At 46.1% G+C, this 13,862-nt stretch carries 10 protein-coding genes; 1 reads left to right on the top strand and 9 read right to left on the bottom strand.

The genetic code is table 11. The features are described 5' to 3' along the window. Positions 1-101: 101 nt before the first annotated feature. Positions 102-2,366 carry a trypsin-like peptidase domain-containing protein gene (locus ABNK31_RS17620; protein ID WP_418893727.1) on the top strand — a complete coding sequence of 755 codons (2,265 nt, stop codon included), beginning with the start codon at positions 102-104 and terminating at the stop codon, positions 2,364-2,366. Positions 2,367-2,371: 5 nt separating this feature from the next. Here ABNK31_RS17620 and ABNK31_RS17615 read toward each other — a convergent pair whose 3' ends face one another. The 9 genes from ABNK31_RS17615 to ABNK31_RS17575 form a co-directional block, all read right to left on the bottom strand. Then, positions 2,372-3,832 (bottom strand): transglycosylase SLT domain-containing protein, encoded by a 1,461-nt coding sequence (locus tag ABNK31_RS17615; protein ID WP_418893726.1) that lies wholly within the window; start codon positions 3,830-3,832, stop codon positions 2,372-2,374. 58 nt (positions 3,833-3,890) lie between these two features. Next, positions 3,891-4,649, bottom strand: a complete 759-nt coding sequence (locus ABNK31_RS17610) for a DUF5683 domain-containing protein (RefSeq protein WP_418893725.1) — start codon at positions 4,647-4,649, stop codon at positions 3,891-3,893. Between the two features lie 14 nt (positions 4,650-4,663). After that, positions 4,664-5,563, bottom strand: coding sequence for a ParB/RepB/Spo0J family partition protein (locus tag ABNK31_RS17605; protein WP_418893724.1), 900 nt, complete (start codon positions 5,561-5,563; stop codon positions 4,664-4,666). A gap of 25 nt (positions 5,564-5,588) precedes the next feature. Further along, positions 5,589-6,353 (bottom strand): ParA family protein, encoded by a 765-nt coding sequence (locus ABNK31_RS17600; RefSeq protein ID WP_418893723.1) that lies wholly within the window; start codon positions 6,351-6,353, stop codon positions 5,589-5,591. Between the two features lie 180 nt (positions 6,354-6,533). Then, a complete protein-coding gene (locus tag ABNK31_RS17595) occupies positions 6,534-6,869 on the bottom strand; it encodes a DUF2149 domain-containing protein (protein ID WP_418893722.1) in 336 nt (111 codons plus the stop codon). Further along, positions 6,866-7,468 carry a MotA/TolQ/ExbB proton channel family protein gene (locus ABNK31_RS17590; protein WP_418893721.1) on the bottom strand — a complete coding sequence of 201 codons (603 nt, stop codon included), beginning with the start codon at positions 7,466-7,468 and terminating at the stop codon, positions 6,866-6,868. Before ABNK31_RS17590 ends, ABNK31_RS17595 begins: the two co-directional genes overlap by 4 nt. A gap of 119 nt (positions 7,469-7,587) precedes the next feature. Continuing rightward, positions 7,588-8,286, bottom strand: coding sequence for a hypothetical protein (locus ABNK31_RS17585; protein WP_418893720.1), 699 nt, complete (start codon positions 8,284-8,286; stop codon positions 7,588-7,590). A 103-nt stretch (positions 8,287-8,389) separates the two neighbouring features. After that, the gene (locus ABNK31_RS17580; protein ID WP_418893719.1) at positions 8,390-12,487 is read right to left on the bottom strand and encodes a cobaltochelatase subunit CobN; all 4,098 of its coding nucleotides are present in this window, start codon (positions 12,485-12,487) and stop codon (positions 8,390-8,392) included. An 8-nt stretch (positions 12,488-12,495) separates the two neighbouring features. After that, on the bottom strand, positions 12,496-13,809 hold the full coding sequence (locus ABNK31_RS17575; protein ID WP_418893718.1) for a hypothetical protein: 1,314 nt from the start codon (positions 13,807-13,809) through the stop codon (positions 12,496-12,498). Between the last annotated feature and the right edge of the window lie 53 nt (positions 13,810-13,862).

Below are 13,862 nucleotides of genomic sequence, written 5' to 3'. Positions count from 1 at the left end.
ACATTCTTTTTAACAGAAATAAGAACTATTTCCTTACGCGATGGCAGAAGCAAGAAGGCTTGATTGTGCCAAGCATAAAAATAGTAGAATAAAATGCAACAATGACTCTTCGATATTTTTCAATAGATGTTTTGAGAAAACAGCTTTTTCTACTCATCTGTTTCTTTCCTTTCGCGCTGGAGGCGCAAATCAGCTACGGAGGCTCTCCGCTGCCATTAGAGGCGGGAATGAATGCACGAAGCAGGATAACCTCCAATGCGTTGTTTGTCGATATGCCGGAGTTTAATGCAAATAAAGAGTTATGGCGATCCACCGCAGAAAAAGGTGCGTTTAAGAGCCTGACGTTCGCTCATAAGTTTCACGTTCATTTACGGCCCGATAATTCAGGGATTACGTTTACAACATCCGATAACATGAACGTATGGCGAGTGGGGGTACGGTCGAAAGGAGCGTATTCGCTCAATATCCTCTTTAGCAAATTTTCCTTGCCGGAAGGGGCAAAGGTTTTTGTCTATAATGCCGAACAAACCGAAATACTCGGTTCGTATACCCATCAAAACAACTCCGACCACGGATTATTGCCGATCCAACCCATCGGAGGGGACGAACTCATTGTCGAATATCAAGAACCGAAAAATTCTCCTGTAAAAGGACAGATAGAAATAGGAGAAGTCAATCACGATTATACCGGTATCTTTAGAAGTACCGAACCAAGAGATCCGCTGCAATCATGCCATCCGAATGTATTATCTTATCCGGAAGACGTGACTCCCGGCAGCGGCGTCGTAGCGCTCATCATCAACGGAACGACTTATTGTACGGGTGTTCTTGTAAATAATTCTTTAAATGACGGCACACCCTATCTGTTAACGGCAACACATTGTTTGAACGACGACTATAACGCATCTTTTCTCGCCAATCGTCGATATGATGTCGTAGCGGGGAGCATTGTCGCTTTTTTCAATTATAAGTCGCCGGTTATCCCTAAAGATGTCAGAGGCCCTGTACAAATGACCGTAGCTTCGGCCGACTCCATCCTTATTAATGAAAAGCATGATATTTCTTTACTGAGGCTAAACGAAACGCCGCCTAAAGAATACCAGCCTTATTATTTGGGGTGGAATGTAAATTCATCGCCTTCGGCTCCTTTCCACGGGATTCATCATCCTAACGGAGGCATACAAAAGGTAGCCATAGAGGAAGATCGCTTGTCGACAGGCACCTTCACTCACAAGGAATATAATATGGAAAGGAACGCCCATTGGGTGGTTCGAAACTGGGAGACGGCAGCGACCGAAGGCGGTTCATCGGGCTCCCCTTTATTGGATAAAAACAAACGGATCGTGGGTACGCTTACCGGTGGAGAATCGATGTGTTCATCACCCAAAGGACCGGATTTGTATGCTTCGCTCTACAAAGCATGGCAAGTTACCGAATCATTAGATAATCCGAATTCATTACAATATTATCTCAATCCGGAAGGCTCTCAATTATCGCAGATAGACAGTTACAATCCCTATTCCGATGCCCCTCTTACCCGAAGTCAGAACTTCGATATAAATGAAACTCCCGTGCAGACGGTCTACAATGGCGTTCCTTTATTTAAAACGAATAACTCTTTCGGATACTCCGAATTTGCAGAAGAGTTTTATGCCGCCGATCGTACCGAATTAAAGGGAGTATTTATCGCCTCCGCCGCCGTATCCGATACAAGAGGCCTACGATTGCGGATACGGATATATACCGGCGACAATTCGCCTGAAAATCAGATATACGAAGAATTATACAACAACTCTTTCGCCTATTATGATGCCGATGCATTTCAAACGGATACACGCGATATGAATTACAATTCGGAGAACTACATCGAGTTTCGTCGGCCCATATCCGTTACAGGCAAGTTTTATATCTCTTATATCGATTTAAACAATTCATTATCGGGATTTTCGGTACTGAATGTCGAACCGCGTAAAATCGGATCGGAAAGTTCTTCGACCGCGTGGATGAAAAATTCAACGGGATGGGTGCGTTCTTCCGAAAATCTGGAAAAGCCTATCAATACGTCCTTCCTTATCGCTCCGTATGTGGTGGGGAACGGTTCGGTGAAAGTCGATCCGGAAAAAGAAACATTTAGCTTGAAAGTATATCACGATGCGAAAGTAGGCAGGATTATCGCCGAAACGAACCGCGATCTTATATCGTGGGAGATATTTTACGTTTCCGGACAACTTATTCATCAAGAAATTCTCGAGAACAGTATCAGCCGGGCCTCTTTTTCGAGCGCCCATCTGCCCAAAGGCGTTTACATCGTAAAAGTAAAAACGACAGAAGGCAATCCGCCCGCCGTAAAAATACTGGTAAGATGATCAGATCAGTTGCGTGTTACGGGAGAGCCTGTCAGGTCGGTTTGTTCGCTGTCGTCTTTATGACGCTGCGATTCTTCCATTTTCTCTATCTGCTCATCAAGATAACCGGAAATAATAGTACTGTCCGGGGTTGTCGTGGAATCGGGACGATTATAAACAATGGTTTCTTGGCGTTCGGGAGTAGGCGGCGGCACGACTTTCTTCTTTTTGACAACCAATTTTTTTCCAACACCTATTTTACTGGATCGGAGACGGTTCCAAGATTTTAACTGAGCGATTGTGACCCCGTTTTTTTTCGCTATTTTCGACAGATTATCCCCTTTTCTCACCCGATAATAGATATTCGCCGTATGCCCGCTTGTCGCCGTGGTACTTTCAGTCAGATATTGGTCGGTATTGATACGGTGGGTAAGATAAGTCGATTTTTTATAATTGAGGATCTCTTCTTTTTTATCGATAAAGGCAAACATTTTATTGGTCGGCAAGACTAAAGCATAGGGGCGGTGATTGCCGGGAATAATATCTTTTTTGAATTGAGGATTGAGCCGCCTGATTTCCCCCATCGGAATATCTAATGATTGAGCGATTTGATCGAAATGTATTTGTTCGGCAACATGCACCGTATCGAGCGCACTCATGGAAGAGTAAACGCTGGCCGGACAAATCTGATGATACACATAATGATTCATAATATAATTCGCCGCGATAAAAGCCGGAACATAGCCCCTTGTTTCACTCGGTAAATAATAATAGATTTCCCAATAATCGCGTTTTCCCCCACTACGTGCAATGGCCTTATTAACATTTCCCGGGCCACAATTATAAGCCGCTATCACCAAGTTCCAATCGCCATAAATTTTATATAAATCCCGTAGAAAGAGAACGGCCGCCTGAGTAGCTTTATAGGGATCGCGACGCTCATCGACCAAACTGTTCACCTCCAAATCATATCCTTTTCCCGTGCGGAGCATAAATTGCCAAAGGCCTGTAGCTCCCGCACGCGAAACAGCCACGGGATTCAATGCCGATTCGATTACCGGAAGATATTTCAACTCAAGCGGTAACCCTTGCTTATCCAAAGCTTCTTCGAACATCGGGAAATAATATTCGCCTAAGGTTAGCATATAACTGACCAGCTCTCGTTTACGCCCCGCATACATATCGATATACGATTTCACCACATGATTATAGGAAAGCTCCATTTCGGAGGGCATGGAATATAGCCGCTTGGCATATATACTATCGGGGAAAAACACATTATTCCCATTCTTACAAGGTGTATCGGAAGACGAAAAATCGAGTTGCCAATCATGCAGTAACGAACTTAACTGCTCCGTCATACTTTCAGGATAAATGAGCGAAGAATCTTTTACGACCGTTTGGGCCGACGACGTATTCTTTTGAGAATACAACGCAAGATTTGAAACAAATGCGCCTATCAACGCGAAAAAAATTATTTTTTTCATACGAACTTCCTTTTTAATAAAAAAATGTTCCCGGGCCGCGTTTGTCCCGGAAAAACTATCAAAAGCTTACACTCCACTGCAAGCCATATCCCTGCGCCAGATAGTTGGTATAACTATCGCGCATTATCGCAGGCTGTATATTGATCGAAAGATTAGGAGAGATATCGAACTCAAAAAGCTGCGCATCGACATACGCATCTACCATGCCCAGCAAATACCAGGCGACCGTTAATATGATACTAAAGTCCCTGTAATACCGGTAGTAATCTTTCCGGCTTTCCAATCTTTCTTTTAGAGAGTTCACATCGACCGTTTCGGGTGTTTGTCCGTAAGGAATAAAATCGTGCCAACTATTCGTTTGCTCATTATCGTCGATAATATCCCGATAAGCATTAAAATAATTTTTAAAGTAACGATTATTCCACGAAATCGCATACGAGAAACCGACAAATCCACCATAGATAATAGGCAATTTCCAATACTTCCGATTGTAAATCTGCCCGAGTCCGGGAAAAACAGCCGAGTAAATCACCGCTCTGGTAGGATCGGGCTTAAATTGCTTCTCTTCTATTTTCAAAACAGAAGGAGGGGTTGCTTGCAGAACACTATCTGAAAAAGCGCCTAACGTATCGGACGGTAAAATGCCTGAAGAAGGCGGTTGTGCGCCAACCATGACAGAATCAGACAGCACCAATCCGACAGAGTCCGTCGCGCCATTACGCAACGAGTCGGGATCCTGCGCATCAATAACTTCCTGCGCCTGCGCACTTCCCAGCAACAAGCAAAACACAACTCCGACAAACCATCTCCTTCTCATTATAATCGTTGGGATTACTTTTTTATTTGATCGAATATCCCGATAATCCGTTCCAGTTCACGGGGAGACTGAAAGGGAATGGTGATTTTACCCTTTCCTTGCTTATTACAATTAAATTGCACATCCGTCTTGAAATAATCAGACAGATGCTCTTTCAACGAGGCGAAATCTTCCGATAATGAAGAGACCGAGTTTTGTGCCTGCGTTTTCTTTTTACTCTTATCGGAACCTCCCTTCGCTTTTTCTTCTCCGAATTCCCGTACAATATTTTCCACCTTCCGTACGGATAAACTCTCTTGTAAAATCAGATTATAGAGGGATAACTGCGCTACCGGATCATTCATCGTCACTAATGCACGAGCATGCCCCATATCGATTTTCTTATCTTTAACCCCCATCTGAACTTCAGCAGGCAGCTTCAACAACCGCAAATAATTGGTAATGGTAACGCGCTTCTTACCCACCCGTTCGCTAAGCTGCTCCTGCGTAAGGGAAAACGTATCGATTAAGTTTTGATAAGCCAACGCGATTTCTATCGCGTTCAAGTCTTCGCGTTGAATGTTTTCAACGAGCGCCATTTCAATAACGTCGTCATCTTCGACCGATTTAATGTACGCCGGAATGGTTTCCAGTCCGGCCAGCAGAGACGCCCGGTAACGCCGCTCGCCGGCAATGATCTGATAAGCATCATCGTCGACTTTGCGCAACGTAACGGGTTGAATCACCCCGATCTTTTTGATCGAAACCGCCAGTTCGGCCAACGATTCTTCGTCAAAATCCCGCCGCGGCTGATCGGGATTTCTCACGATCTTCGATAGTTCCACCTCGTTAATGGAGGAAGAGCCTTGCGTTTCGGTGTCATTAAACGTAATCAGCGCATCCAACCCTCTTCCCAATGCATTTTTTTTAGCCATATTCTATCTGTAAAGAAACACAAAGTTAGGAATTTTTTTTGATTAGTTCTTGCGCCAGTTGTATATGATTCATTGCCCCGCGGGATCCCGGGTCGTACATCAAAGCCGGTTTTGCGTGACTTTGAGATTCGCTGAGGGTGATATTCCGCTGAATAACGGTGTCAAAAACAAGTTCTTTGAAATGATATTTTACTTCCTCATAAATTTGATTGTGTAGTCGTAACCGGGCATCATACATTGTCAGGACAAATCCTTCGATTTCTAAGGTAGGATTTAATTTTGACTTGATGATTTTAATGGTGTTGAGCAATTTGCTTAACCCTTCGAGCGCAAAATACTCGCATTGTACAGGAATTAAGACCGAGTCGGCAGCGGTAAGAGCATTCACGGTGATAATTCCCAGCGAGGGAGAACAATCAATCAAAATATAATCATAAATATCCTTGACCGGATGCAGTAAATCGCGCATTTTCTTCTCCCTGTTATCCATCTGTACCATTTCAAGCTCCGCGCCGACCAAGTTAATATGCGAAGAAATGATATCGATTTTATCAAAAGGAGTCGGATGAATCGCCTCCTCCGAAGTACATTCTCCAATGAGTCCCTCGTAAACCGTTTTCTTGGTCTCTCTGATATTAATGCCTAAACCGGATGAAGCATTTGCCTGAGGGTCGGCATCGACCACCAACACCCGTTTATCCAAGGCAGCCAAGGAGGCCGCCAAATTGATGGAAGTGGTCGTTTTGCCCACTCCGCCTTTTTGATTTGCTAACGCTATAATCTTCCCCATGCTTGTTTAATAATTTTAGCAGCAAAATAACGAATAAATCGGCTATTTCTATGTTAATTAAACAAAACAATGTTTTTTTTGTTGAAAAGACATTGTGTTAAGCATATTTTATTACGGCGCCTCGCCCCCGGCAACCTTCTTGTACACATTAAAACGCTTTACCGACACGCCGGTAAAGCGCTATTCGGGCACATAAATGATTTCGCCGTTTTCCAGTTCATAAGCAATGCCTACCCGCCGGCCCTTTTTCCCATCCGACTGTTGTCCCGAAGGAGTATATTTATTAATTTTATTCCCCTCTTTCGTGATAATCTCCATATTTTCCTTGCCGGGATTCTTGACCACCGTAAAATCTTCCTGCGTAAACACCTCCGTCATATTCAAATGCATAACCATCGCCACCATCAACGCCACGGCAAACACCATCGCCACATCAAACAAATTGACGACCACGCTCAGAGGATCGGTATCCTCTTCTTGCGAAAACTTACTGACACGCCGTTGTCTTCTTCTCATTGCTCTGCTTTATTTAGTGTGACAACACTCGCCACATAGTCCAAATTACTCACATCCCTCGAATACCACCGCTGTTTGTATTGCAAAGTTACCAACCCCACGGCGCTAATCACCAATCCTACTACGGTGGTGGCAAACACCACTTGCATATTGTATGCCATGCCCGCAATATCGCCCGTAGAAAGCCCGACCAATGCAGGACTCATAGCAACTAATGTTCCTATCAACCCTAATACGGGGCCCAATTTGGCTAACATCTTGGAAAGCGAAATATCCTTCTGTGCATCGTTTTCGAGACACGAAAGGAGGAAATCGGCATAATCCTGATCGACCGGTTTCTCCAACATCTTGCGCAGATACGCCACAAACAAAGCATTATCGCGTTCGGGCAACGCATTTCGGAGTTCATCGACCGTCGCCGGAGATAAATCGGCGATACGATGCGCCAACGCCTTATCATTCGCCCGCTTGGTCATGAATTGATTGTAAAAACTGCCAATCAATAACAACGACCGGGCAAAAAGATATAAAAGAATGATGATATCCGGGATGAGCAGGCTGTTTGCCACCCAAAAAAGCGCTTTTGAAATTATTTCCATTATTTTAAATTATTATATCATTGATTCTCCGCCGTCTGACGGCGTCCTGCGGTCTGACGGATAGCGAACCTGTTTTTATTTTTTACCTGTTAAACCGCTTTCGAACAATTAAACGGGCATTATTTATTTCTTTTCCGCCTGATTCTCCATTTCATTTTATCCCATGCCCAACCGAGCAGGAATCCTGTAACGATGAGCCCTACTGATACGCCTATGGCTTTCAAATTAAGCGGTTCTTGGGCCACCCCATACGTCATGCGGGTATCGACCGTCGTCAGCAACCCAAGAATAGCGACGAACAAGCTGGTAATAAAATGAATCTCCAAACGGAATTCTTTTTCAGGGAAAAAATAATTCAACACATAACTCAGTAACGGCAGCAAAACAACCACCGCGCCGGCCAATACATACGCCGTAAGCGAGAAACTCATCCCCGAAAAACTGAATATCGCTTGGGTAAGCAGATAAAACAATACGGGGAAAATAAGCAAACTCGGATACCAGTACAACAAACGTTTATACCATTTCCTCCCCTTGCCGGGGGCGTGGCCCGGAGCCCCCCCACCGGTTAATCGCTCCCCGGCAGATAAGGCGGCATAGCAGAAAGCGAAACAGATAGCCGATTCAATCGTCACCAATACGGCCATATTCTGCAAAACAGGTATATCGGACAAATAATCGTGCAATTGGGTCTTGGATTGCAGGATGGAATAGGGATACATAGCTATGATAAACAGGCCGCAGACGAATGAAAAAAGACCTGCCTGCCACCATTTCCAAAAGCTGAGCTTCAAGACCGTATTGATGACTATAAACAATAGTAATATGTGTATGAGGAACTCCAAATTAATGACGAATTACAAATGACAAAATACTAAATACTAATTACTAATGACAAATGATGATGTATATATCCATGCCCTATTTTCTTCTTTTTTTCCGAAGAATCACCAAAAGGGCTGTAAAGATAATCAAAACAGCTAAAACAATCCATATACTGTTCAACGATTTTGTCTCTCCGGCATCATCGCCCTGCTGCACTTGTTGTTTTTGAAGGACCATCCCCGATTGACCGGATTGCGAGGAGGAAGCCGCTGTGTTCATCGCGGTTATCTGCCGGTTGTACGCCTGCGCATCCTGCGCGGAAAGCTTCCCGGCGATGAAATCCTGAAGTTTGGCGTTTCCGCCGGCAAATCCGCTGCCGGTCGAACCGTATTCTTTTACCAACTGCGAATGCAAACCGGCGATATTGGTTAATTGACGATCGGTCGCTTTCCACATACCCTTACGGGCCGTCTCCATCATCACAGCGGTAATCTCCTGCAATGCTCCCGGATTTTCGCGACGGAAGAATTCCTTCGTTCCCAAATTCCGGGTATCTTCCACATACATACTGTACAACTCGTCCCATAATTCATTGTCTATCACATCCGGCTTCGTTACGTTCCAGCCGTAGGTATTGGTTACCACTTCCGTGATTTTGGCCGCGCTTTCGGCGCCTCCCGACATGACTTCCCTGACGTAAGACGGATTGAGTACCGTAGCGCGCGATTCAACGCCGATGGCTTCTTTCAGCTCCTGCATTTTCATGTTGTTATGATTGCGATAATCCGCCAGATACGCATCGGGATCTTTTCCCGTAACGCTGCGAACCGCCAGATTAATTCCTCCCATAAACTCATACACGTGGTCGAGGCTCAACGGCCCCCATGTATTGTTTTGACGCGGTTGAACCACTACATCCGTATTGTGAAGCGCGGCACGGAGCAATCCCTCGTTGAACTGTCCCCAGTTTTTGTCGCTGCCGTATGCGGCTCCCATATTATGAATATACGTGTCGGCCACTTCCTTCTCATCTTCCCAACGGTCGCCGGCGGTAATCATTTCCTGTATTCCCGTGCCGTACATCCCATTAATTCCCCCGAAAACACGTTGTGTGGACATTTCACGGGCATCTTTCGGCGCTACGCCCTGTTCGACCAGCAGGCGTTCGATTTCGACCGTACTGGCGGAAACCAGATTGTCATATCCGTCGTCTTTTGCCGCGGCCGCCATCTCTACGGCTTTCGAAATAAGCATCAGGCGCGAAGCCGCCAAATCGCGGAACTGCCCCGAAGTCTGTACAACGACATCGATACGCGGACGCCCGAGCTCTTTCGCCGGGATAAGGCGCAGCTCGGTTACCCGGCCGTACGTATCGCGAATCGGCTCCACCCCGAGCATATACAATACCTGGGCGATGGACGTTCCTTCCGTCTCGATAAACTCACTGCTCCAAAAGGTATAACTGATTTTACGGGGATACTCGCCATGCTGCTTTTTATATGCTTCGAGCGTCGTATTCACTAAAACCACTCCGCGGTCCCATGCGAGTTCCGAAGGCGTCGATTCCGCATTGATCGAATACAGGTTGCGCCCTGTAGGCACGGCCGAAGGATTCGCTACCGCATCGCCCCCCGAAGAAGGGGCCGTATATCCTCCCGACAAAGCATTTATCAATGCCTTGAATTCGAGTTCCGGACTTTCGCGCAGAGCTTGCTCGTAACGGGTAATATTGCGGATCGTACGCTCTATCTCCAACACCGCCCGCGCATGTTCTTTTTGTTCTTTCGTATACTCCTTCTTTTCGGGCTTATGTTGCGCCCTTCCCGGCATGCCTCGTTTGACCGGAGACAAAGCCGCCCTCGATTCTTCCAACTCCTGCGAGGTAATGCCGGCAATGCGGCAAACGAGTTGTTCGTCGGCGGGCTTTCCTGCCAGCACCTGATGGACAAGAGTCTTTGCCGGCTCCAGATAGCGCCGCGTAAAGAACGGCTTGCTTTGGAGCTGCTTATCGGTAATCTTGCCCCGTTGTTTATCGAGCGAAGCAAGGCTGTACGCAATCGGATCGGGGCTCATCGCCAATACCGTCGACTTTATCTTTTCAGGAGAATAAGGAACGCCGGAAACATACAATTGCCCGTTCATCTTCTCATTCGCGATTTCCTCGGCATAATTGTCGATACGTTCTATTTCCTCCTCCGTATAGGGCTTCGACAAAAGACTGTCGAGCCGCAGGTCGCGATGAATTCCCATCTGTACCGCAATTTTTTTTACCGCCACCGACGCTGCCGGCTGCCGGGATTCCTCGGCGTTATAGTAGTCGCGAATCTTGTCCTGCAATGCGTTGAACTGCGAACGGGTATTGCTTTCCATAAAAGCCGGCGTAAGATACGAAACCGTTGTTGCATACGAACGCCGTTTGGCGATCATACTTTCGCCGACATTGCCGATGGTGTAATAATAGAAGTGAGGGATGGTTCCCACCAGACGGTCGGCCCAATCGTTACTGCTTAATGCGACCTGCTTCTGCGGCGTAAACTCGAGACTTCCATGCGTGCCGAAATGGATGAGTGCATCGGCTCCGAAACCGTATTGCGTCCATAAATACGAACCGATATACGTATGGGGAGGCGGCGATTTCGCACCGTGTACGATGGCAAAACTGTCGTCGCCCAAAGCCGCCATCGGTTGAGGCAGCAAGACGACATTTCCGAATTGAACGCGCGCAACAGCCAAATACTCTTTTCCGTCTTTGTTCAGCGCCATATACGCCCCGGGAGCTTCGCCGTACACATCCGTCACGGCTTTATAGGATTCGGGGGACAAAGACCTGCGCACCCATTCCTCATATTCTTCTTTACCGACGAGTTGCGGATTCCCGTTTTTCAGGAATTCGTCGAACGCCCCTTCGGCATACGTGCTCAGCACCGACCCCTGTTTCATCAATAAGGCTTCAAACTCTTTTACCGTTGCAGGCAAGCGATCGACCGTATATCCTTCGGCTTTCAGTCGTTTCAATAAATTATAAAGAGAGGGAATCGTCTCCAACCCCTGAGCCGCCAACGTTTCCTGTCCGGCGCCTTTAAAATAATAAATGGCAACCTTTTTCTCGGCATTCTTTTTATGCTTCAGAGAAAGGACGTTCTTCACAATTTGCGCAAAACTCCGCAAGCGGTCGGGAATGGTCCGGAACAGATACACTCCGTCGCTGTTTTTTTCCTGCGCGACCAACGTGTAAGGATAGATCGCTCCGTCCAATTCCGGCATCACCACGCTCTGCCCCATGAATCCCCCGAACATTCCCATAGGATCTTTCATCCAATCCTCGCGCAACTGTAAAATGGTTAAAGGAGTAAAAACCGGTATATTGCGAGCTTGCAACCATTCAACCGTTTTATCGGGTTGTCCCATCAAGAGACGGCCGTGGGGAAAATAAACCACCGCATCGGGATGGATCTGATCCAGAAACTCGATGCGCTTGGTCATGGAAGAGACGGGATACACATTCAATCCCGCATTTTGCAGCGAAACGATCAGGCTGTCCAAATGCTCCTTGTTTCCGCTGAAAGGGTCGTGAATACCCGCGATGACCGCCACCTTACCGGCTCCGTCCTTATACTGCCCCAACTTCTTCAGATAGGTTTCATAATCGCCCGCAGAAGTAAACGAGACCTCCTCATCGAGATGGAAAAAGGCATCTTCGATACTCTCCGCAACCGGCTCGGGAGGCGTTACAAAAAACGATTTCTTATCGATATGCTTACGGACATATCGCGCAAAATTGCGGTAATTGTTTTTATTGCCGTTATTCAAATAGCCCGAAATCTGTTCCAAATCGACACTATCGAGACTATTGATATGATTCTCCGGGCTCGTAGCCGCAAAAATGTATACCGGCAGTCCTTTATCGATAAGCTTTTGGATATGCCCCCGCTGTTCGGCCGATAGTTTTAAACCCATACCGAAGCCCAACACCAAATCATAGTCCTTCCACTTATCCACCTCTTCCGTCGCCAAAGACGCATAACGGATAAACGGGTCATCGTTCGATAACGCCATATTCGAGACCTGGAAAGGTTGAAAATTCACCAACGCTATTTTTGTAGGGGAGGCTGTTTTATTCCAAACGATCCATCCCGCGGCAACGGCAATAGCAGCCACCGCTATCCATAACAGATATTTTCCTTTTTTATTCATACGGCAAATTAATTAGTCAGTTTATAAAGTCTTGTCGGCCTGTATTTATTCTCCAACGACAATTCCTGTACCGCATTGCCCGAACGATCAACCGAATACAAGCCGTTGAAGCGGGACGCATCGCTGTTCGGGACACAGATATACAGTTTATCATCGACGAGGTTAAAGACATTCATTCGGGAGGAAGTGTCGGATTCCGGAATATCGAGTTTGCGGATCGACAAATCGGCGGGATTCAGTTCGTAATACGCCATACGAATACCGCCGGGCGTATCGCTTTCCGAAAATCCATACGGCCCTACGGAAATATGTAAATACACTTTATTATTATAACTGATGATGGATTGGGCAATGCGTCCCTGCCCGAAATGCTTTTCCACATTAAACTCCCAGTCACGGTCGAAATCGGTTTCACCGCTTTTGATGCGGAAGATTTTCGAAGGATTGGGCGTACCGAACTGATTCCATCCCCAGGAACAAAAATACAAATTACCGTCCTCGTCTTTGGTTGTGGGATTGTTTTCGCTAACAAAGAATCCGACCGTTTTCGTGTCGGGATAACGGATAATCTTCTCCACTTGCCGCGACTCGATATCGATGACGGCGAGATAGAAATGCGTTTCATCATCGGCAATAATGTTGAAAGCGGCTTTTTCGAGGAATACCACGCTTACATACAGTTTGCCCTCTTTTTCTTCCAACACCAGCGAACCGGTGCGCACCATATTGTTTCCGCTCTCATCCACCCATTGTGCATGGGGGCGAAATGCTTCGATCGCTTCGCGAAGGTCGAAGGCATCGGTCATGACCATCGTAGAGGGATTAAACTGATAAATACGTTGCGGAGCTAATCCTTCATTATAATAAAAGCCTGTGTTATTATTGACGATACACATCTTTTTGGTCGGGAACAAATTGTTCTTTCGCAAATTGAGACTTTGATCGATAAAGATCCGGTTGTCGGCGTTCATCGTCAGCCGGAAAATACCAGGCGTAGAGGAATAGCCTTTCTTATCCTTTGCCATGGAAAAGAAATATCTCCCGAAGGAATGATGTCCGGAAGAAACCGACGGATCGGAATTCGTGAATAACGCATCTTCCTGAAGCAAATCGTAAGGAGCCGTATTTTGCCGGACCGTATTCATTTCGAACGTAAAAAAACGGGTGATATCGACATTCGAAGCTTCTTCGATTGCCAATACATAATTATAAGAAGAGAAATCTTCTCGAGGAACATTCTCTCGCTCCAGATTTTCGATGGTGCAGGCGCCGAATAAAAGCGCCCCCAACCATAAAAAAGAAAGATATTTTATTGTACTCATTGTCTTTAGTCTTTAGTCGCCGGTCTTCAGTCGCCATTAGTCACCAGTCTTTA

The sequence above is a fragment of the Limibacterium fermenti genome (assembly GCF_041902845.1).
Classification (GTDB): Bacteria; Bacteroidota; Bacteroidia; order Bacteroidales; family Dysgonomonadaceae; genus Limibacterium; species Limibacterium fermenti.
The sequence above is the reverse complement of the archived record's forward strand: the minus strand, read 5'-3'. Positions and strand labels throughout refer to the sequence as shown.

Excerpts from the sequence above, each read along its gene's own strand:
- ABNK31_RS17615 (WP_418893726.1), bottom strand. The coding sequence starts at position 3,832 with ATGAAAAAAATAATTTTTTTCGCGTTGATAGGCGCATTTGTTTCAAAT.
- ABNK31_RS17580 (WP_418893719.1), bottom strand. The coding sequence starts at position 12,487 with ATGAATAAAAAAGGAAAATATCTGTTATGGATAGCGGTGGCTGCTATT.
- ABNK31_RS17610 (WP_418893725.1), bottom strand. The coding sequence starts at position 4,649 with ATGAGAAGGAGATGGTTTGTCGGAGTTGTGTTTTGCTTGTTGCTGGGA.
- ABNK31_RS17600 (WP_418893723.1), bottom strand. The coding sequence starts at position 6,353 with ATGGGGAAGATTATAGCGTTAGCAAATCAAAAAGGCGGAGTGGGCAAA.
- ABNK31_RS17575 (WP_418893718.1), bottom strand. The coding sequence starts at position 13,809 with ATGAGTACAATAAAATATCTTTCTTTTTTATGGTTGGGGGCGCTTTTA.
- ABNK31_RS17605 (WP_418893724.1), bottom strand. The coding sequence starts at position 5,563 with ATGGCTAAAAAAAATGCATTGGGAAGAGGGTTGGATGCGCTGATTACG.
- ABNK31_RS17620 (WP_418893727.1), top strand. The coding sequence starts at position 102 with ATGACTCTTCGATATTTTTCAATAGATGTTTTGAGAAAACAGCTTTTT.
- ABNK31_RS17590 (WP_418893721.1), bottom strand. The coding sequence starts at position 7,468 with ATGGAAATAATTTCAAAAGCGCTTTTTTGGGTGGCAAACAGCCTGCTC.
- ABNK31_RS17595 (WP_418893722.1), bottom strand. The coding sequence starts at position 6,869 with ATGAGAAGAAGACAACGGCGTGTCAGTAAGTTTTCGCAAGAAGAGGAT.